The organism is Xanthomonas sp. BRIP62415 (assembly GCF_003993515.1).
Lineage (GTDB): Bacteria > Pseudomonadota > Gammaproteobacteria > Xanthomonadales > Xanthomonadaceae > Xanthomonas > Xanthomonas euroxanthea.
The window spans coordinates 42,310-62,772 of sequence record NZ_QEZH01000029.1 but is presented as its reverse complement, the minus strand read 5'-3'; the positions used below and the strand labels follow the sequence as shown (position 1 = coordinate 62,772).

18 protein-coding genes and 1 pseudogene are annotated in these 20,463 nt (G+C 68.1%); 13 read left to right on the top strand and 6 right to left on the bottom strand.

What is annotated here, in order from left to right:
* The first annotated feature begins 92 nt into the window (after positions 1-92).
* The 3 genes from EO141_RS14350 to EO141_RS14340 are packed head-to-tail and all read left to right on the top strand — an operon-like array spanning position 93 to position 1,485.
* Entirely contained in the window at positions 93-656 is a 564-nt protein-coding gene (locus EO141_RS14350) for an RNA polymerase sigma factor (protein ID WP_127169527.1), read from the top strand.
* Entirely contained in the window at positions 653-997 is a 345-nt protein-coding gene (locus EO141_RS14345) for a hypothetical protein (RefSeq protein WP_127169526.1), read from the top strand. The genes EO141_RS14350 and EO141_RS14345 overlap by 4 nt, the downstream gene beginning before the upstream one ends.
* 5 nt (positions 998-1,002) lie before the next feature.
* Positions 1,003-1,485: a DUF3106 domain-containing protein gene (locus EO141_RS14340; protein ID WP_127169525.1), complete on the top strand. Its 483-nt coding sequence runs from the start codon at positions 1,003-1,005 to the stop codon at positions 1,483-1,485.
* Between the two features lie 187 nt (positions 1,486-1,672).
* Here EO141_RS14340 and EO141_RS14335 read toward each other — a convergent pair whose 3' ends face one another.
* Together EO141_RS14335 and EO141_RS14330 are read right to left on the bottom strand one after the other, a co-directional pair.
* Complete coding sequence (locus EO141_RS14335) at positions 1,673-2,764, bottom strand: NAD(P) transhydrogenase subunit alpha (protein WP_127169524.1); 1,092 nt, start codon at positions 2,762-2,764, stop codon at positions 1,673-1,675.
* 119 nt (positions 2,765-2,883) lie between these two features.
* Positions 2,884-3,483: a TetR/AcrR family transcriptional regulator gene (locus EO141_RS14330; RefSeq protein ID WP_127169523.1), complete on the bottom strand. Its 600-nt coding sequence runs from the start codon at positions 3,481-3,483 to the stop codon at positions 2,884-2,886.
* Positions 3,484-3,608: 125 nt separating this feature from the next.
* Between EO141_RS14330 and EO141_RS14325 the strand changes: the two genes are divergently transcribed.
* Positions 3,609-4,472: an alpha/beta hydrolase gene (locus tag EO141_RS14325; RefSeq protein ID WP_127169522.1), complete on the top strand. Its 864-nt coding sequence runs from the start codon at positions 3,609-3,611 to the stop codon at positions 4,470-4,472.
* 158 nt (positions 4,473-4,630) lie between these two features.
* Here the strand turns inward: EO141_RS14325 and EO141_RS14320 are convergent, their stop codons facing one another.
* Positions 4,631-6,988, bottom strand: coding sequence for a DUF1631 domain-containing protein (locus tag EO141_RS14320; protein WP_127169521.1), 2,358 nt, complete (start codon positions 6,986-6,988; stop codon positions 4,631-4,633).
* A gap of 221 nt (positions 6,989-7,209) precedes the next feature.
* Positions 7,210-9,462 carry a DUF1631 domain-containing protein gene (locus EO141_RS14315; RefSeq protein WP_127169520.1) on the bottom strand — a complete coding sequence of 751 codons (2,253 nt, stop codon included), beginning with the start codon at positions 9,460-9,462 and terminating at the stop codon, positions 7,210-7,212.
* 129 nt (positions 9,463-9,591) lie between these two features.
* Here EO141_RS14315 and EO141_RS14310 point away from each other — a divergent pair, with 129 nt between their 5' ends.
* The 4 genes from EO141_RS14310 to EO141_RS14295 are packed head-to-tail and all read left to right on the top strand — an operon-like array spanning position 9,592 to position 12,476.
* Positions 9,592-10,167, top strand: a complete 576-nt coding sequence (locus EO141_RS14310; protein ID WP_127169519.1) for a nitroreductase — start codon at positions 9,592-9,594, stop codon at positions 10,165-10,167.
* Positions 10,164-11,150 (top strand): 5'-3' exonuclease H3TH domain-containing protein, encoded by a 987-nt coding sequence (locus EO141_RS14305; RefSeq protein WP_127169518.1) that lies wholly within the window; start codon positions 10,164-10,166, stop codon positions 11,148-11,150. Before EO141_RS14310 ends, EO141_RS14305 begins: the two co-directional genes overlap by 4 nt.
* Complete coding sequence (locus EO141_RS14300; protein ID WP_005988855.1) at positions 11,147-11,698, top strand: NUDIX hydrolase; 552 nt, start codon at positions 11,147-11,149, stop codon at positions 11,696-11,698. The genes EO141_RS14305 and EO141_RS14300 overlap by 4 nt, the downstream gene beginning before the upstream one ends.
* Positions 11,691-12,476 (top strand): N-formylglutamate amidohydrolase, encoded by a 786-nt coding sequence (locus tag EO141_RS14295; protein WP_127169517.1) that lies wholly within the window; start codon positions 11,691-11,693, stop codon positions 12,474-12,476. The genes EO141_RS14300 and EO141_RS14295 overlap by 8 nt, the downstream gene beginning before the upstream one ends.
* A 251-nt stretch (positions 12,477-12,727) precedes the next feature.
* On the opposite strand, the gene pip is transcribed toward EO141_RS14295, so the two are convergent.
* Both pip and prmC read right to left on the bottom strand, forming a co-directional pair.
* Complete coding sequence (gene pip / locus EO141_RS14290; RefSeq protein WP_104585053.1) at positions 12,728-13,669, bottom strand: prolyl aminopeptidase; 942 nt, start codon at positions 13,667-13,669, stop codon at positions 12,728-12,730.
* Positions 13,670-13,925: 256 nt separating this feature from the next.
* Positions 13,926-14,789 carry a peptide chain release factor N(5)-glutamine methyltransferase gene (prmC, locus tag EO141_RS14285; RefSeq protein ID WP_127169641.1) on the bottom strand — a complete coding sequence of 288 codons (864 nt, stop codon included), beginning with the start codon at positions 14,787-14,789 and terminating at the stop codon, positions 13,926-13,928.
* Between the two features lie 200 nt (positions 14,790-14,989).
* On the opposite strand from prmC, the gene ahpC reads away from it, so the two are divergent.
* The 5 genes and pseudogenes from ahpC to tal all read left to right on the top strand — a co-directional run bounded on the left by ahpC (position 14,990) and on the right by tal (position 20,263).
* On the top strand, positions 14,990-15,553 hold the full coding sequence (gene ahpC / locus EO141_RS14280) for an alkyl hydroperoxide reductase subunit C (protein ID WP_003488826.1): 564 nt from the start codon (positions 14,990-14,992) through the stop codon (positions 15,551-15,553).
* A gap of 217 nt (positions 15,554-15,770) precedes the next feature.
* Positions 15,771-17,363, top strand: coding sequence for an alkyl hydroperoxide reductase subunit F (gene ahpF, locus EO141_RS14275; RefSeq protein ID WP_127169516.1), 1,593 nt, complete (start codon positions 15,771-15,773; stop codon positions 17,361-17,363).
* 79 nt (positions 17,364-17,442) lie between these two features.
* The gene (locus tag EO141_RS14270; protein ID WP_104649474.1) at positions 17,443-18,384 is read left to right on the top strand and encodes a LysR substrate-binding domain-containing protein; all 942 of its coding nucleotides are present in this window, start codon (positions 17,443-17,445) and stop codon (positions 18,382-18,384) included.
* A 412-nt stretch (positions 18,385-18,796) separates the two neighbouring features.
* Positions 18,797-19,238: pseudogene (rnk, locus tag EO141_RS14265) on the top strand (nucleoside diphosphate kinase regulator); the annotation flags it as partial.
* A gap of 56 nt (positions 19,239-19,294) precedes the next feature.
* Positions 19,295-20,263 carry a transaldolase gene (gene tal / locus EO141_RS14260; protein WP_104585047.1) on the top strand — a complete coding sequence of 323 codons (969 nt, stop codon included), beginning with the start codon at positions 19,295-19,297 and terminating at the stop codon, positions 20,261-20,263.
* The last annotated feature ends 200 nt before the right edge of the window (positions 20,264-20,463 follow it).

The following is a 20,463-nucleotide window of genomic DNA, read 5'->3' as shown; positions in this document are numbered from 1 at the left end:
CCGATCATACCCACGCCATGCGTGCCTGGGCGCGTGTCAACCGAATCGGCGCTCGCCCGTTGACGTCGTATCGTCTCCGCGGAAGCTACGCTGTGCTGGTGGGAACCCCTCTCGATCCGCAACCTGCCGCACCGGCCGCCACCGCGCCGGTTTCGCTGGACGCCTTCCTGGCCGGCATCGGCCCGCGTGCGTTCCGCTTTGCCGAGGCCGGCCTGCGTCACCGCGAGGATGCGCTGGACGCGGTGCAGGACGCCATGGTGAAGCTGCTCGGCTACCGCGAGCGCCCGGCCGCCGAATGGACGCCGCTGTTCTGGAGCATCCTGCGCAGCCGCATCATCGACCTGCAGCGGCGGCGCAGCTTCCGCCTGAAGTTCTGGGCACCGGCCGAGCGCGCCGACGACGAAGGCACCATCGACTGGGCCGACCCCGGCACCGGGCCGGTGGACGAACAGCAGCATCAACAGGCCTACCAACGGCTGGTCGAGGCCTTGCGCAGCCTGCCGGCGCGGCAGCGCGAAGCGTTCACGCTGCGGGTGCTGGAAGACCTGGACGTGGCCACCACCGCCAAGGCGATGGGCTGCTCGGAAGGCTCGGTCAAAACCCACCTGTCGCGTGCGCGCGACGCGTTGCAAACACAGTTCGAGGATTTCCTGTGAACCGCTCCCACGACCCGGCCAAGCTGGATACGCAATTGCGCCAGCTGCATGCCACCGCCCTCACCAGCCTGCCGCCGCAGACCCTGGCGCGCCTGCGCCAGGCCCGTCATGCGGCCGCTCCCACGCGTTCCCGACGCGGTTACTGGTTGCTGGCGACCGCGTGTTCGGGGCTGCTGGCGGTCGGCATCGGCCTGCAACTGCGTCCGGGCGAGACCGCCTCGCCTGCCTCCACCCCGACCCAGGCAATGGCCGGCGCCACCACCGATACCGACGACATGCTGACCCAGAATCCGGACCTGTACGTCTGGCTGGGGTCCGACAACGCCCTGGCCATGGAATAAGCACGATGACCCGCACCACCCGCCTGTTGTTGACCCTGCTGCTGTGCGCGGCGCCCTGCGCCTCCTTGCTGGCCCAGGCCCCTCCCCCGGGACCGCCACCGCCCGATGGCCCCGGACCGCGAGGACCCGAACCGCGCGCGGCAGACACGCCGATGCCCGAGTGGGACAAGCTCACCCCGCAACAGCGTCAGGTGCTGATCGATGCGCTGCGCGAGCGCTGGAACGATGTGCCGGAAGAACGCCCGCGCATGTATCGCCACGCGCGCCGCTGGCTGGACATGACCCCGGAGCAGCGCAAGCAGGCCAAGGCCGGCATGGACCGCTTCCGCAACATGAGCCCCGAGCAGCGTCGCGAGGCCAAGGCCTTGTTCGACCGCATGCGCACGCTCAACCAGCAACAACGCAACGAGCTGCAGCAACGCTGGCAGAAGATGAGCCCGGCCGAGCGCAGCACCTGGTTGCGCGAGCATCCGCCAACCGACGACTGACGGCAGCGTCGCCGCGGCAAGCGCGGCACGCCATCGCACGGGTGCATCCCGGTCCCAGGTGGACGTGCGTGCGGCCACTGTAGGAGCGCGCTGGCCCGCGATGGAGCTTCATCGGTAACGCTCCATCGCGCGCCAGCGCGCTCCTACCCGGAAACGCCGACGCGCAAGGCGCATGGACGCGGCGGGGCTATGCAGTCGCTGTCGCCGACCAGCGTGTCTTGGCCAGCAGTTCGTCGTCCCAATCGAACGACAGCGCGCCATCCTTGATCAGCAATGCGGCGAAGGCATAGACATTGCGCGCGAACATCTCGCTGGCGTGCACCGCGCCCTGGCTGGCCAGATCGAGCGGGCCGGCGATCACCACGCCGTCGAGCTCATACGTTTCGCCCGGCCGGGTGGCGGCGCAATTGCCACCGGTCTCCGCGGCCAGATCGACGATCACGCTACCGGCGCGCATGCCGTGCAGCATCTGCATGCTCAGGATCTTCGGCGCCGGCCGGCCGGGCACGGCGGCGGTGCAGACCACCACGTCCACGCCCTTGAGATGGTCGGCAAGACGGCGTTGCTGTTCGGCACGCTCCTCGTCGGTGAGCTGGCGCGCATAACCGCCCTCGCCGGCCGCGCTCACGCCAAGATCCAGGAAGCGCGCGCCCAGCGAGGCGATCTGTTCGCGCGTTTCCGGGCGCACATCGAAGCCTTCGACCTGCGCGCCCAGCCGTTTGGCAGTGGCGATCGCCTGCAGCCCGGCCACGCCCGCACCGATCACCAGCACCTTGCACGGGCGCATGGTGCCGGCGGCCGTGGTCAGCATCGGAAAGAAGCGTGGCGCCAGCTGTGCGGCGATCAGCATCGCCTTGTAGCCCGCCATGCCGGCCTGCGAACTCAAGACGTCCATCGATTGCGCACGCGTGGTGCGCGGCAGCCGCTCCAGCGGGAATGCGATCAATTCATGCTCTGAAAAGGCCTGCGCGCGGGCAGGGTCGGCATCGGGCGAAAGCATGCCGATCAGCACCTTGTGCGGCTTGCACTGCAGCAGGACATCGATCGGCGGTCCCTGCACGCACAGCACCACGTCGGCCTGTCCCAGTGTGTGTGCGCCGGCCAGTTGCGCGCCGGCCTGCTGGTAGGCCGCATCGTCCATGCTGCTGGCGCGTCCGGCGTCCGGCTCGATCCACACGCTGGCGCCAAGCGCGACCAGTTTCCTGATCGTTTCCGGCGTTGCCGCCACGCGGCGCTCGCCGGCCGCCCGTTCTTTCAGCACCAGCACCTGCACAGCCATGGGTTGCTCCGGTCTCGCGCTCCAGTGGCGGCGATGCTAGCAGAGCCACGCACCGCCGCCGGGCGTGCGGACCGGCAAGCGGCCAGCCAGGCCATGCCCGAGCAGGTCCGGCCCGTGTTTCAGGGTTCGAGCACGGCGTGCAGCAACGGCGCAAACACCACCTCCGGTGCGAAGGCCAGCAAGGCCGTGTGCTTGCGGTCGATCGCAAGCGAGGCATAGCCATGCACCGCGCTCCAGGCCAGCAGCGTGCGTTGCTGCAGCACGTCCGTGGCCGGGGCATGGCCGTGACGGGCGATCCACTGCGTCCGCACTGTCTCGCGCAGGCTCGCCATCGCCGCATCGCTGGCCTGCACGAGCCGCGGCAGGCTGCGCGAGCTCACCTCCAGCCCCAGCATCAGCCGAAACTGCTGCGGGTAGTCCAGCGCAAACCGCACATACCCCAGGCCACAGCCGAGCAAGGGGTCGGCCAGTGCCTGCTGGGCGGCACGAATGCAGGCGAGCATGCGTTCGTAGCCGTCGGCCGCCAGCTCCGCGAGCAATCCGTCCAGCGAACCGAAGTGATGCGCCGGAGCCGCGTGCGAGACACCGGCGCGCCGCGCGCATTCGCGCAAGCTCAACCCACGCACGCCGGATTCGCTCAGCAGCTCCCAGCCGGCGCGCCGCAACGTGGCCGGCAGGTCGCCGTGATGATAGGCAGCAGACGCATCGGTGCGCGACATGGCGGCTTCGTTTTTCGGGATTCCAGTGGAGCAGATCATCTTGACGATGACAAGATCCAACTGCAGACTCGCTGATCTTGTCACCAGCAAGATATAGCGCCTCCTCTTCCACAAGGATCCTTCCGATGAGCGCGTCCATCGCCAAACTGCGTCTCCGGATGCTTCGCGGTGTGCTGGCCGGCGCCAGCCGCCTGGCCCCTGGCCCGACCGGGCGCTATCTGGCGCGCCGTTTCGTGACACCTGCGCGTGCAGGGCGGCAGCAGGCGGCCGCCCTCGCGGCAACCTTGACCGACGTGCAACGCCAGACGCTGCACATCGACGGGTTCGACATTGCGGTGTACCAGTGGGGCGAGCTGAGCCAGCAGCCATATGTGCTGCTGTCGCATGGCTGGTCCAGTTACGGGCTGCGTTTTGCTGCATGGGTGCCGCAGCTGCGCGCACTCGGCTACGCGGTGCTGGCGTTCGATCAGGCCGCGCATGGCCTGAGCGGCGGACAGATCAGCAACATGCCGCATTTCGTGCAGGTCCTGCGCCAGATCGGCAGCCGTTTCGGCCGCCCTGCCGCCTTCATCGGGCACTCGATCGGCGCGGCAGCGGCGGTGTTTGCCAACGACCCGGCATGGCGGCCCGAGCGCTACGTGCTGATCGCGCCACTGGTCGAACCCAGTGCCAGTGCGCACCGCCAGTTTCGTGCCTCGGGGATCGCACCCGCCGCGTTTGCGCCATTCGAAAACTGGCTGTGCCAGCTCACCGGCCTGCGTTTTGCCGATCTCGACGCGAGCCTGCACCTGCCACAGTTCGATCGCCCGGCGCTGGTCATCCATGACCGCCGCGACCGCGAGACGCCGTGGGAGGAAGGCGCACGCTTTGCCGCATTGTGGCCGGGCGCGCAGCTGTTCAGTACCGAGGGCCTGGGCCATAACCGCCTGGTCGATCACGCTTCGGTAATGGCGCGGGCGCTGGCGTTCATCGGCCCGGCAGCGCGGTAACTGCACGCGCGTTGTGCCGCAGGCGCGTGCTGCGGTGGTGCGATGCCCCCGGCACACATGCTGGACGAAGCCTCGCTTGCGCCGGTTGCGGTGCGCTGCATCGCAATCGTACGGCCCTGTGCTGATCAACCACGACGCGGCAACGCGGTGACTGCCGCTCAGTGCACCGTGCTGTTATGCAGCGGATCCAGCCGATCGATCACGCCCTGCATCGCGCTGTCGAACGCGCCATCGTTGATGTGTTCGCGCAGCCGGCCCAGGCGCACCATCACCGCCAGTTCCTCCGGCGAGGCGACGCAGAAGCGCACGCCGCGGCGATTGACGAACAGCAGCCGCTGCGAGATCGGACTCACCCACGACAGCTTGCCCGCCTGCACCTTGCCGTCCTTGTCGACGAAATCCAGCCAGGTGCCGATATCCATCGCGCGAAAACGCTCGGCATCGGCGCTGTCGATGCTCTGCGCCACCGCTTCGGCGCCAAGCACCACGCTGACGCTTTCGGCAGCCGGCGGCGGCAGATTGACCTGCGGCAGCTCCGGCAAGGCCTTTTCCAGCTCCGGACGCGCTTCGGCGATCGCCTGCAGGGTGTCGTGCAGCGCGCTGATCGCCACCACCACCGCATCACCGTGCAGGCCGATGCTGGCGAACACGCGATGCAGGGCGGGCTGCCAGACCTGCAGCCACGGCTTGCCGACGATGTGGCGACGTGCCTCGGCCAGTTCTTCAAGCACGCCGTCGGCCAGGGCGAGGGCCTCGAGGGTGCCGGGACCTTCGTCGCCGTCGCGCAGGATCGCCATGGTCAGGTGGTGCAGCCACGGCTGACGCAGGAAATCCTCCACCGCCCTGGGCAGCGGCGTGCCGGCCTGGGTGCGCTGTTCCAGCTCCGACAGCGCACGGCTGCGCGCCAGCTCGAGCTTTTCCTGACCACGCTGGGTCTCGGTGGCGCGGCGCTCGGCGATCTCCACCCGGCGCCGGTGCTGGGACAGGAAATCGCGGAATTCCTCTTCCAGGGTCATGAAGATCGCCAGGTTCTCGTTGAACTCGGCCACCAGGCGGTCGACGATTTCCTCGACCTTGCCCATCAGCACGCGCTCGGCGGCGCTGTCGCCGTTGTTGCCTTCGCAGGCCTCGGCCAGCGAGTTGAGCAGGCGCCGCGCGGGATGGGTCTTCTGCACGAACATCTTGCGGTCCAGCAGCGCGACCTTGACGAAGGGCACCACCAGGCGGCCGATCATTTCGCGCGAGCGGTTTTCCAGGTCGCGTTCGTCCAGCATCACGTCGAACAGCATGCCGACCAGATCGATCGCATCCTCGTCCATCGGGTCCAGGCGCGCGGTGGCCGGATCCACGCCCAGCCGGGTGGCGCTGGACAGTACTTCGTTCTTCAGCCGCTGGGCCAGCGATTCGGTGTCGTCGCCGATGGCCGCCTGCAGCGTCGCGCTCGGCGTGGCCTGCAGCAACGACAGCACCGACATCATTTCGCGCTGGCTCAGCGGGCGTTGCTGGCCCACCGCCACCGAGGCGGCAGAGGCGGCGTTGTCGCGCACGCTGCGGGTCTGCTGCAGCAGTTCGTGCAGCGCCTCCAGCAGCATGCCCTGGCTCCCGCCGGGATGATCGGCCTCGCCACCGTCCATGCCGCCCGCACTGCCGCCGCCGGCCTGGCCACGCTGGGCGGCAGCCTGCATGCGGCCGCGGCTATGCGCCCAGCGGTCCAGAAAGCGGTTGGCCCAGGCCGGTGCGTACTGGTCATTGAGATCGTCGCCGCCCATCTGCGCAGCAGCGCCCTGGGCCTCGGCCTGGACGCGCTCTTCGGGCGTCTCGCCCCGGGGCTGCGCGCGCGGCGGCGGACGCTTGGGCTGGGAGATCTCCGGCATGACGCCGGCTTTGGCCAGCGTCTCGTCCAGACGCGCATACAGCTTGCCGATCGACTCGGCCAGGTCGCGCTCGCACAGCTTGATCAGCACCAGGCGCACTTCCGGCGCCAGGTCGCACGTGGCGAAGGCTTCGTGGATCGCCACGCCCAGATGTTCCGGACCCAGCGGATTGGTATCGGCCACCAGCTCCAGGCCGCCGGCAATCCAGCCCAGGCGGCGGTCTACCCGCGCCAGCACCTGCTTGAAGTCGCGCAGCAGCACGGTGGCCAGATTGCGCACCGCCAGCCGCGATTCGAGCACGTGTTCGGGCACCAGGCTCAGCGGGCCGGTGCCGATGTCCCCTGCCAGGACCACCTCGGCCGACAAGGGCTCGCCCAGCAGCAGCGCCTGCCAGCCGTCGTCCAGCTGCTGGCGGAACTGCGTGGCCACCTCGTCGCGCTTGCGGCGCAACTCGCGCATGCCATCGAGAAACAGCAACTGCGAGGCGCCGGCGGACTCGGCGCGATCGAACAGCACATCGTCAAAGTGTGCGACGGCAGCTGCGAACACCTGCGCGAGTGGGGGCACGAACACGGCGTGCGCCTGTTCGAGCAAGCGTTGGTCACGGCCCGGATGTCCCGACGGACTGGGCTGAAAAGTCATGCGCAAAGGCTCCCCGCCCCTGCAGGCGTGAAAATATTCAAACGAGAAACAGCAGACGCGGCCCCAAATTCCGCCACCGCATGGTAGGCGTTTCGCTCGTTTGTTAAGTGTGACACCGTTCGCACTTTACTCGTGACCGCCCAAGGTTTGCGTGTCAAGCCAACATCCTAGCTGCATCGTTGCGGTGGCGCTTGCCCACGCGCGTTCATCGCCTGCGGGGGTTAAGCCTCCAGGCTGTACGGCCGCTCCAGCGCATCGACCACGTCCTGCATCGCGCCGTAGAACGCATCGTCGTCGCGATGCAGGCGCAGCCGGTCCAACCGCGCCATCATCGCCAGCTCCTCCGGCCAGGACACGCACAACCGCCCGCCGCGCCGGTTGACGAACATCAGCCGCCCGGAAATCGGGCTGATCCACGACAGCTTGCCGGCCTGCGCACGGCCCTGCCGGTCGATGAAGTCCAGGCAGGTGCCGATCGGCATGGCACGGAAGAAATCGGCGGTGACGCGATCGAATGCCACCTGCGCGCTGGCGTCCAGCATCAGGTTCAGCGGCGCGTCGACCGGGTCGGCCGGAGCGGGGCTCGGGAGCAGCGCGGCCAGGGTTGGCGCGCGCAGGACCGGATCGGGCGGCCCGGTCACCGCGACCGGGGGCGTGGACACCAGCGCATGCTGCAACTCCTGCACGGCCCGCCCGGCCTCGCATGGCGCCAGCCCGGCCAGGGTGAAGGCCTGCAGCAGCTGCGCGCGCTGCGCCTCCAGCGCCGTGTCGCCAGGGGCAGCCGTCAGTTGCGCCAGTACCGCATCGCCCAGGGCCACCGCGGCCTCCAGCGCCGGGCCGCCGCCGTCGCCGCGCAACGCCGCCTGTTGCACATACGGCTGCCAGACGCGGCCGAGAAAATGCGCCACCAGCGGCGGCAGCGGCCCACGCGCCAGGCGTTCGGCCAGCGCCTGCGCGGCGGTGCTGCGTGCGCGCTCGCGGCGCTCTTCGGCGTGCTGCAATTCGTTGGCACGGCGCTCGGCAATCTCCACCCGACGGCGGTAGTGCGCGTAACTGGCACCGAACTCGGCTTCCAGCGTCAGAAACACCCCCGGATGCTCGTCGAAATCACGCACGAGCGTATCGACCACCGCCTGCACCTGGCCGAGCAAGGCCTGTTCTGCCGCGGTTTCGCCGGCATTGCCGTCGCAGGCCTCCACCAACAGGTTGAGCAGGCGACGCGCCGGGTGGCCATCGCGCACGAACAGGAGGCCGTCCAGCATCGCCAGCTTGGCCATCGGCACCAGCAACTGGCCGAGCACACTGCGCTGCGCATCGGACAGATGGCTTTGCACCAGGATCGCGGTGAATAACAGGGCCACCAGATCCAGCGCGTCGTCGTCGTCGGGGCTCAGGCAGGTGGTGGCCGGATCCACGCCAAGCGCGGCAGCAGCACGCCTGACCTGCTGGCGCAGGCCACGCGCCAGGCCCAGGCCGGTGCCGTCGATGGCGTCGAAACCGGCCGCAGGCATGGTCTGCAGCAGCGACAGCGCCGAGACCACCTCGCGCGGCGACAGCAGACGCCGCTCGGCAAAGGCGGGCGTACCGATATCCGCATCGGGTTCGCGTTGGCGGCGTGCATGCTGCAGCAACTGGTGCAGGCCCGCCGGCAGCAGCGCGCGGCCGCTGCGCAGATGCACGTCGATCGCCCCGCCGCCGGCCAACGCGCCCTGCCCACCCGACCAGCCGGCAAAGAAGCGCGCAATCCAGTCCGGCGTCTCGGCGGCCTGCGCGCCTGCGCCGTCGTCCTGGCGCGGAATGCCACGCCGCCGGCTGCGTGGCTGCGGCAGCTCGCGCAAGCGCGCCACCTGCACCAGCGCCTGTTCCAGCGCGCCATAGCGCTGGCCGATGCGTTCCATCAGGTGCTGCTCGCAGACCTTGATCACCGCCAGATGCGCCTTCGGCGCCAGCGGCACTCCCTGAAAGGCGTCGTACAAGGCCACGCCCAGATGCTCCGGCCCGAACGGATTGCTGTCGCCGTCGATACGCAGCCCGCCGGCAATGAAGCCGAGATAGCGATTGAGCCGCATCAGCTCCGGGCGCCACTGGTGCTGCAGCGCGCCGGCCAGATTGCGTACCGCCAGGCGCACCTCCAGATCCTGCTCGGGCAGCAGGGTCAGCCCGGCCGCACCGCGCCCCAGGCTGCGATCAGCCGACAACGGCCGCCCGGCTTCCAGCCCCTGCCAGGCCTTGGCCAGATGCCCGCGAAAACGCGCAGTGATCGGCTCGCGCTGCTGCCGCACCGCCTGGATGGCTTCCAGGAAGTCGTTCTGGGCCGTGCCGGCATCGGCCGCCAGCCGGAACAGTGCCTCGGCCAATGCATCCTGGAATTGGACAAAGGCATCGGCCAGCGGCACCAGCACGATCTCGCGTACCTGATCGAGCAGCTGCGGGTTGCGGCTGGGAAGCACGGGGGTGGACACGAACTGGGTCATCGGGGAGCGCACAGGACGAACACGGAAGGGATTCACGACCGGGCCGACCTCGGCCCGCCGCCCATGATGCGGCGGACGTTGGGAAGGGCCCGTCTATACTTGCCCGCATCCTCGCCTCGACCCGAAATTATGCACGCACCGTATTCGCTCCAGGCGCTGGACGCGCGCCGCTCGGTCCCATCCAAACAGCTGGGCGAACCCGGCCCGGATGACGACACCTTGCTGCGCATGCTCGCCTCGGCAGTGCGCGTGCCCGACCACGGCAAGCTGGTGCCGTTCCGCTTTCTGCGCATCAGCGGTGACGCACGCCAGGCACTGGGCGATTTCCTGGCCGAGCGCACCCAGGCCGCCGACCCGCTGGCGCCGCCCGCAGCAGTGGAAAAAGACCGCAACCGTTTCAATGATGCGCCGCTGGTGATCGTGGTGATCGCCGCGCTGCGCCCCGGACACAAGGTGCCCGAGCAGGAACAGCTGCTCACCGCCGGCTGCGTGTGTTTCGCGCTGCTGCAGGCCGCGCAGGCGCATGGCTTCGGCGCGCAGTGGCTGACCGCATGGATGGCCTACGACCCGGCGGTGACCGGCTACCTGGGCCTGGAGCAGAACGAGCGCATCGCCGGTTTCATCCATATCGGCACCCCGCGCATGCAGGCGCCCGAGCGCGAGCGCCCGGACCCGCGTGCGCTGCTGCGCGACTGGGCCCCGTGACCACGCACACCCCCACGCTTGCGGGCGCGCCCCTGGCGGTCACTCGCCCGACCCCGCTGTATCTGGTCGATGCCAGCCTGTACGTGTTCCGCGCCTGGCATTCGATCCCGGACGAATTCCAGGATGCGCAGGGCTGGCCGACCAATGCCGTGCACGGCTTTGCCCGTTTCCTGCTCGACCTGCTCGAGCGTGAGGACCCCGCGCACATCACCATCGCCTTCGACGAGGCGCTGGACAGCTGTTTTCGGCATGCGATCTACCCGGCCTACAAGGGCAATCGCACCCCGGCACCGGATGCCTTGCGGCGCCAGTTCGCGCACTGCAAGGCGCTGTGCGCCGCGCTGGGCCTGAGCGTGCTGGCACACCGCGATTACGAGGCCGACGATCTGATCGGCAGTGCCCTGCACAGCGTGCGTGCGCACGGCCTGTGCGGGGTGATCGTGTCGGCCGACAAGGATCTGTCGCAGCTGCTGCTCGAGCACGACGAACAGTGGGATTACGCGCGCAACCTGCGCTGGGGCATGGCCGGGGTCAAGGCGCGCCACGGCGTGCATGCGCATCAGATCGCCGACTACCTGGCGCTGTGCGGCGATGCGATCGACAACATTCCCGGCGTCACCGGCATCGGCGCCAAATCGGCGGCGGTCCTGCTGTCGCATTTCGGCAGCCTGGATGCGTTGCTGGAACGCATCGACGAGATTCCGTTCCTGCGCCTGCGCGGCGCGGCGCAGATGGCCGCGCGCCTGCGCGAGCAACGCGAACACGCATTGCTGTGGCGCCAGCTCACCACCATCGCCCTCGACGCGCCATTGGCGCTGACCGCTGCCGGTTTCACGCGCGCGCAAGCCGATACGGACATGCTGGGCGGATTGTGCGAGAGCCTGCGCTTTGGCCCGCTCACCCGGCGCCGGTTGCTGGCCGCGTGCAGTGGCGCGCCGGCACCGCGCACTCCCGTTTCCCTGGAACAAGGTCTGCATCCATGAACCGACACGACACCCCGCCCACCGTGGTCTACGAAGGCAAGTACCAGCGCATGGTCGTGCGCGGCACCTGGGAATATTCCGAGCGCGTGCATGCCGGCGGCCTGGCCGCGATCATCGTGGCGGTGACCCCGGACGATGCGATGTTGTTCGTCGAGCAGTTCCGCGTGCCGCTGCAGGCGCGCACCATCGAAATGCCGGCCGGCCTGGTCGGCGACGTGCATGCCGACGAGTCGATCGAGCTGTCGGCCATTCGCGAGCTGGAAGAAGAAACCGGCTGGACCGCCGAGCACGCCGAAGTGCTGATGATCGGCCCCACTTCGGCCGGCGCCAGCAGCGAGAAGATCGCCTTCGTGCGCGCCACCGGCCTGCGCAAGGTCGGCGCGGGCGGCGGCGATGCCAGCGAGGACATCACCGTGCACGAGATCCCGCGCGCGCAGGTCGGCGCCTGGCTGGTGCAGAAGATGGCCGAGGGCTACCAGATGGATCCCAAGCTGTGGGCCGGGCTGTATCTGGTCGATCACGCACTGGACGGCACCCCGCGTGGCTGAAGCGACCGCTGACCGCCTGCTGGGCGCCGACGATCCGGCAGCCTTCAGCGTGCACAACCCGCAGGCCGCCTCGCCGTGGCTGTTGATCGCCGACCACGCCGGTCAACGCGTGCCGGCGCGGCTGGCCAATCTCGGCCTGCCGCAGCATGCGCTGGACCGCCATATCGGCTGGGATATCGGCATTGCCGGGGTCACCCGCCTGCTGGCCGATGCGCTGGATGCCATCGCCATCGCGCAGACCTATTCGCGCCTGGTGATCGACTGCAATCGCCCGCACGGTTCGGCCACGCTGATGCCCGAGGTCAGCGACGGCACCCCGATTCCCGGCAACCTGCAGCTGTCGGCCGACGCGCGGCAGCAACGCATCGACGAGATCTTCGCGCCGTACCACGCGCGCATCGCGGCGGAGCTGGATGCGCGTGCACAGCGCAGGCAACCGACCGTGCTGGTGTCGATGCACAGCTTCACACCGATCATGGCCGGCACTGCGCGGCCCTGGCATGCCGGCGTGCTGTACAACCGCGACACCCGGCTGGCGCACCGGCTACTGCAGGCCTTGCGCGAGGAGCCGGATCTGGTGGTCGGCGACAACCAGCCGTATGCGGTCAGCGACAGCAGCGACTACGCGATTCCGGTCTACGGCGAAGGCCGCGGCCTGCTGCATGTGGAGCTGGAGATCCGCCAGGACCTGATCGCCGACGCGACCGGCCAGCAGGCCTGGGCACGGCGCCTGGCACGCATCCTGCCGCCACTGGCACAAGCATTGCTGCCGCACTGAAACCGACAATCACGGTAGGAGCGCGCTTGCGCGTGATGGGGCGTCATCGGTAACGCCTCATCGCGCGCAGGCGCGCTCCTACGGGGCATGCGGAGGCCGCGCTGATCCGCAGCCTCGGTGACGACGGTTGCCTCGTAGGAGCGCACCCGGGCGCGACAGGCCGTCCCGTTACCCTACGTCGCGCCCGGGTGGGCTCCTACCGCTGGCGCGCGAGCGCTGCTGCAGCTTCCCGTGCACGCTCCCGGTTGCGCTCAGGCAAACCCATCGGTCGCGCGCACCAGCGCATCGACGTTTTCCGGCTCGAATGCCGAATGACCGGCGGCCGGGCTGACCTGCAGCTGCGCCTTCGGCCAGGCCTTGTGCAGATCCCAGGCGCTTTGCATCGGGCACACCACGTCGTAACGCCCCTGCACGATCACGCCGGGGATATCGGCGATGCGGTGCGCGTCGCGCAGCAGCTGGTCTTCGACCTCGAAGAAACCGCCGTTGACGAAGTAGTGGTTCTCGATGCGCGCGAACGCCAGTGCGAAGTGCGCGTCCTCATGCCCGGTGACGAAATCATCGTCCACATGCAGGAAGCTGGTGGCGCCTTCCCATACGCTCCACGCCTTGGCCGCGGCCAGCCGCGTGGCTTCGTCGTCGCTGGTGAGGCGGCGGTGGAAGGCAGAGATCAGATCGGCGCGCTCCACCAGCGGAATCGCGTTGATGTAGTGCTCCCAGGCATCCGGGAACAGCCGGCTGGCGCCTTGCTGGTAGAACCATTCCAGCTCGAAGCGGCGCAGCAGGAAGATGCCGCGCAACACCAGCTCGGTGACCTGTTGCGGATGGGTCTGCGCGTAGGCCAGCGCCAGCGTCGAGCCCCAGCTGCCGCCGAACACCTGCCAGCGCGCGATGCCCAGGTGCGTGCGCAAGCGTTCGATATCGGCGACCAGGTCCCAGGTGGTGTTGTTCACCAGATCGGCATGCGGGGTGGAGCGGCCTGCCCCACGCTGATCGAACAGCACGATGCGGTACTTGGCCGGGTCGTGGAAGCGCCGCATCTTGTCGTTGCAACCGCCGCCGGGGCCGCCGTGCAGCATCACCACCGGCTTGCCCTGCGGATTGCCGCACTGCTCGAAATACAGGGTGTGGCGGTCGTCGACCTGGAGGGTGCCGTGGTCGTACGGCGTGATCTCGGGATAGAGCGTGCGCATGCGTCGGTCCTGCGGGAAACCACTAGTGTATCGGCAGCCGGCGCACCCACGCCGGGCGCATCCACGCGATCGACCAAGGGCAGGTGCACGGCGGTACACGAAGGCCTGGTGCAGCTGATCCAAGACGCCCGCAGGCGCCGCCAGGCAGGCGCGGTCACCGCCCGGAACGGACTGCCCCGTGCACCTGGCCCGGGGCAGAGCGCGCCGTCTGCACCCATCTGACGACCGCTTTTCACCGTGGCTAGCCTAACTGTGGCTAGCCGCCTAGTCCGTCCGCAGCGCGCGACCAGCGCCCTGACGTCACCCGATCGCGCTGTTCCAGGTCCTGATGGGTCGCCACCGCATCGAAGCCGCGCGCCCGCAGCAGCTCGGCCACCGCCGCACCCTGGTCCCAGCCGTGTTCGAGCAGCAACCAGCCGCCCGCCAGCAGATGCGCGGGCGCATCGGCAACGATCAGGCGGATGTCGTCCAGGCCGTCGGGGCCGGAGGCCAGCGCACTGGCCGGCTCGTAGCGCAGATCGCCCTGGCGCAGATGCGGATCCTGCGCGGCGATATACGGCGGATTGCTGGCAACCAGATCGAAGCGCTCGCCGGCCAGCGGCGCGAACCAGCTGCCCTGCCGGCAGTCGACATTGCGCAACCGGTGGCTGTGGGCATTGCGCTGGGCAACCGCCAGCGCCGCCGCACTGGCGTCGGTGGCGATCACCTGTGCCTGCGGCCGCTCGCTGGCGATGGCCAGCGCGATCGCCCCGCTGCCGGTGCCCAGATCGGCAACGCGGCGGCCAGGCAGGTTGTCCAGGCGCTCGAGTGCCAGTTCGACCAGCAGCTCGGTGTCGGCGCGCGGGATCAGCGTGGCAGTGGAGACCGCCAGCTCCAGCGTCCAGAACCCACGGCTGCCGGTCAGATACGCCACCGGCTCGCCGCCCTGGCGCCGCTGCACCAGCGCTTCGAACGCCTGGGCCACAGACGGGTCGACCGGGTCACGGCCATGCGCGAACAACCAGGCGCGGTCGCGGCCCAGCGCGTGCAGCAGCAGCGGCTCGGCATCGCTGCGGTCGATTCGCTCCACTGCCCGCCGCAACAACTGCTCAGCGGCAAGAGCGTGCGGGTCCTGGCTCATACGGTTCATTCACTCCTGCGCAACATCGGCCGACCATTATCGGAGATGGAATCTGCCCCTGCAGCGGCAGACGCCGTCTGCACACTCGATAGCCACAGCCTATCTATACAATTCCATCAATCGATTTGAGAAATCTATCGATCCTGCCTACCATGGCGACTGTTCCATCCCCCGTCCCCTTCACCGCACGAGGAAACTCAATGTCTCTCATCAACACCCAGGTCCAGCCGTTCAAGGCGAATGCGTACCACAACGGCAACTTCATCGAAGTCACCGAGGCCAGCCTGAAGGGCAAGTGGTCGGTGCTGATCTTCATGCCGGCCGCCTTCACCTTCAACTGCCCGACCGAAGTGGAAGACGCCGCCGACAACTATGCCGCGTTCCAGAAGGCAGGCGCCGAGGTCTACATCGTCACCACCGATACGCACTTCTCGCACAAGGTGTGGCACGAAACCTCGCCGGCCGTGGGCAAGGCGCAGTTCCCGCTGATCGGCGACCCGACCCACAAGCTGACCCGTGCCTTCGGTGTGCACATTGAAGAAGAAGGCCTGGCCCTGCGCGGCACCTTCATCATCAATCCGGAAGGCGTCATCAAGACCCTGGAAATCCACGACAACTCCATCGCCCGCGACGTCACCGAGACGCTGCGCAAGCTGACCGCTGCCCAGTTCGTCGCCAACAACCCTGGCCAGGTCTGCCCGGCCAAGTGGAAGGAAGGCGCCAAGACCCTGGCTCCGTCGCTGGACCTGGTCGGCAAGATCTAAATCGACCATCCCTTGCGGCCTGTCCTCAGGCCGCAAGGACATCTCCGGCCCAGCACTGGGCCGGGGGTGAACCGGAGCCGGTGCCGGGCTGCCCGCCAGCCATCGCCAGCACGCATTCCCGACATCGCGCCGGCTGCGGTTCATCCCCTCCTCCCCGGCGACCTGCCCCACCGCAGCGACGCCACGCCCTCCCCTTGCCCATTCCCAGGAGTTCTCCATGTTGGATGCCAACCTCAAGACCCAGCTGACCGCCTACCTGGAACGGGTCACGCGGCCGATCCAGATCAATGCCTCGATCGACGACAGCACCGGCTCGCGCGAAATGCTCGACCTGCTCGAGGACCTAGTGCTGCTGTCGGACAAGATCAGCCTGGACATCCACCGCGACGACAACCAGCGCAAGCCTTCGTTCGCGCTGACCACGCCCGGCCAGGACATCTCGCTGCGCTTCGCCGGCCTGCCGATGGGCCACGAGTTCACCTCGCTGGTGCTGGCGCTGCTGCAGGTGGGCGGGCACCCGTCCAAGGCTGCCGCCGACGTGATCGAGCAGGTGCAGCATCTGGATGGCGACTACCAGTTCGAGACCTATTTCTCGCTGTCGTGCCAGAACTGCCCGGACGTGGTGCAGGCGCTGAACCTTGCCGCCGTGCTCAACCCGCGCATCAAGCACGTGGCCATCGATGGTGCGTGGTTCCAGGACGAAGTGGAAACCCGCCAGATCATGTCGGTGCCCACCGTGTACTTGAACGGCGAGCTGTTCGACCAGGGCCGCATGACGCTGGAGCAGATCGTCGCCAAGCTCGATACCAATGCGGCCAAGCGCGATGCCGCAAAAATCGCTGCGAAGGACGCGTTCGACGTATTGGTGGTCGGCGGTGGCCCGGCCGGCTCGGCAGCGGCCGTGTACGCCGCACGCAAGGGCATCCGCACCGGCGTGGCCGCCGAGCGTTTCGGTGGCCAGGTGCTGGACACCATGTCGATCGAAAACTTCATCTCGGTGCCGGAAACCGAAGGCCCGAAGATGGCTGCCGCGCTCGAGCAGCATGTGCGCCAGTACGACGTGGACATCATGAACCTGCAGCGCGCCGAGCAGCTGATCCCGGCCGGTGCCGATGGCCTGATCGAGATCAAGCTGGCCAATGGCGCCTCGCTCAGGAGCAAGACCGTGATCCTGTCCACCGGCGCGCGCTGGAGGCAGATGAACGTGCCGGGCGAAGACCAGTACAAGAACAAGGGTGTGGCCTATTGCCCGCATTGCGATGGCCCGCTGTTCAAGGGCAAGCGCGTGGCGGTGATCGGCGGCGGCAATTCCGGTGTCGAGGCCGCGATCGATCTGGCCGGCATCGTGGCGCATGTCACGCTGGTGGAGTTCGACGACAAGCTGCGCGCCGACGAAGTGCTGCAACGCAAGCTGCGCAGCCTGCACAACGTGCGCATCATCACCAGTGCGCAGACCACCGAAGTGCTGGGCGATGGGCAGAAGGTCACCGGCCTGGTCTACAAGGACCGCACCGGCGGCGACATCCAGCACGTCGATCTGGAAGGCGTGTTCGTGCAGATCGGCCTGCTGCCCAACACCGAATTCCTCAAGGGTTCGGTTGCATTGTCGCCACGCGGCGAGATCATCGTCGACGATCGCGGCCAGACCAATGTTCCGGGCGTGTTCGCGGCCGGCGACGCCACCACGGTGCCGTACAAGCAGATCGTGATCGCGATGGGCGAAGGTTCCAAGGCTGCGTTGAGCGCGTTCGACCACCTGATCCGCTCCAGCGCACCGGTCAGCGCCGACAACGTCGCCCAGGCTGCGTAAGCGCACTCGAGTCAGCGACCGGCCCGGCCGGGCGCTACGCTCCAGGCGTCCCCCGTCACCGCAATGAGGGCTGCTGCACATGAATCTGCGTGACCTGAAATATCTGGTCGCCCTGGCCGACCACAAGCATTTTGGCCGTGCCGCGACGGCGTGCTTCGTCAGTCAACCGACGCTGTCCACACAGATCAAGAAACTCGAGGACGAGCTCGGCGTGCCGCTGGTGGAACGTGCGCCGCGCAAGGTGATGCTGACCCCTGCCGGCCGCGAGGCGGCGATGCGCGCACGCGGCATCGTGGCCGAAGTGGAACAGATGAAGGAAGCCGCGCGGCGCAGCCAGGATCCGGAAGCGGGCACGGTGCGGCTGGGCATCTTTCCTACCCTGGCGCCGTACCTGCTGCCGCATGTGGTGCCGCGGATCCGCGAGCGCTTCCCGCGCCTGGAACTGCTGCTGATCGAGGAAAAGAGCGATCAGCTGGTGCACCAGCTGCGCGAAGGCCGCCTGGATGCGGCGCTGCTCGCACTGCCGTTGCAGGATGAGCAGTTGCATGCCGAATTCCTGTTCGAGGAACCCTTCGTGCTGGCCGTGCCGGAAGGTCATCCGCTGTCGCGCCATGACAGCATGACGCTGGACGATCTGTCCGAGCAGCGGCTGTTGCTGCTGGAAGATGGCCACTGCCTGCGCGAGCAGGCGCTGGATGTCTGCCATCTTGCCGGTGCCCTGGAAAAATCCGAGTTCCAGGCCACCAGCCTGGAGACGCTGCGCCAGATGGTGGCCGCCAACGTCGGTGTGACCTTGCTGCCGCTGCTGGCGGTCAAGCCACCGGTCGCACGCTCGGAGAACATCCGCCTGATCCGCTTCCGCGAGGACAAGCAACCCAGCCGCCGCATCGCCATGGCCTGGCGCCGCAGCTCGGCCATGACTGCGTTCCTGGAGCAGCTGGCGCAGTTGTTCAAGGAGTTGCCGGAGAGCCTGTTCACGCTGGACCAGCCGGTGACGGGTCCCAAGGCGGTTGCGGCCTAGGAATCGGGAATCGGGAATCGGGAATCGGGAATCGGGAATCGTGTCACGGCTGCGGTTGCTTGGCGTGATGTTTTTCTTATTCGCTAGTGGACATAAGCGACGCGCAAGCGTCGTTTTTTGTTTGGCCGCTGGGGACGATGCGATACATCTGGACACAGCCGGCAGCTGCGGCATCATTGACGCGCGACGGACTCCATCCCGTCGCTGGGCGCTGACGTGCGCGGCGGTGTGCTGACGCATTGCCGCGCTTGCCGGATCCCCGGCCACGGGCCACGACGCGCGGTGCCGCGCCGGCCTCAACCGGTGGCATGCGCGGCCCCATCTCGCCATGCATTGCGATCGGGCAACGGCGCCCTCATCTGGTGAGGGACGCTCACCATGTCGGCGAGCGGTAGTCGTCAAGGAGATTGCCATGACTTCGCAGCACCACAGCGGCTTGCCGCCGTCCATCCTGGTTTCCAGCCATGACCTCGCCCGGCTTGAGGCCCTGCTCGATTCCCCCGCGTTCAACAAGCACCCGGCCGCCACCGCGCTGAGTGACGAACTGGGCCGTGCACGCGTCGTGCCGCCCGACCAGATTCCCGGCGATGTCGTCACCATGCACTCCCGCATCGATTGCGAAGATGAGCTGCATGGCGAACGGCATACGCTCACCCTCGTGTATCCGCACGAGGCCGATGTGCAGCACGGCCGCATCTCGGTGCTTGCGCCGGTCGGCAGTGCGCTGCTCGGCCTGTCGGTCGGCCAGAGCATCGACTGGCGCACGCCCGACGGGCGCGACCTGCGTCTGCGCGTGAGTGCCGTGCACGATCAACATGCGCTGGCCGGCGCCTGACTTCCCACGCCAGGCGCGCTACCGTAGCGCGCTGCGTCCTATCCACGACCCGTTCCACGATTCGAGAGAACTCGCATGACTGCATCTCCCTCCAAGCTTGCCCAGCTGCGTGACCTGTCCGTCGTCGTTGCCGACACCGGCGACTACGACGCCATCAAGCGTCTGAAGCCGGTCGACTGCACCACCAATCCCACCCTGGTCAAGAAGGCCCTGGACCTGCCGGTGTATGCCGATCTGATCGAGCGCGAACTGGCCTGGGGCCGCGAACATGGCGGGGAAGACCGCACCGCCACCGTCAACGAAGTGGCCGACCGCCTCACCATCGGTGTCGGCGTCAAGCTGGCCGAGCTGGTGCCGGGCCGTGTCTCCACCGAGGTCGATGCCGACCTGGCGCACGACACCGAGGCGACCATCGCCAAGGCGCGCAAGTTCATCGCGATGTATGCCGAGCGTGGCGTGTCCAAGGACAAGATCCTGATCAAGATCGCGGCCACCTGGGAAGGCATCGAAGCCGCGCGCCAGCTGCAGCGCGAGGGCATCGACTGCAATCTGACCCTGATCTTCAACCGCTCGCAGGCGCTGGCCTGTGCCGAGGCCGGCGTGTTCCTGATCTCGCCGTTCGTGGGCCGGATCCTGGACTACTACGTCGCCCAGGGCCAGACCCCGGCCAGCATCGACGAAGACCCGGGCGTGGTGTTCGTGCGCACGGTCTACAACGAGTTCAAGCAGCGTGGCTCGTCCACCGTGGTGATGGGCGCCTCGTTCCGCTCCACCGCGCAGATCGAAGCGCTGGCCGGTTGCGATCGCCTGACCATCTCGCCGGAGCTGCTGGAAAAGCTCGATGCCGAACACGGCCAGCTGCCGCGCAAGCTCTCGCCTGCGCAGGCCGACAACGCGCAGATCACCCCGATCGACAGCGACCGCTTCGCCACCGATCTGGCGGCCGACCCGATGGCCACCGAAAAGCTGGCCAGCGGCATCGACGCCTTCGCCAAGGATCTGCAGGCACTGCGCAAGACCATCACCGACAAGCTCGCCGGCTGATTGCAGCGCCACGGGTCGCACCGACGACGCCTGCAGCCTCCTGGCTGCAGGCGTTTTGATTTGCATCGTCTGGCTGCGCGACATGCTGACGCCACGACGCGTGGCGATGCCGGCCGATCGATGGCTTTCTCGAAGGCGAATACGCCCGTTCCACCGCGGCCATTCTCGCCCAGCTCGGCGTGCGAGACTGGCGCGGGAAC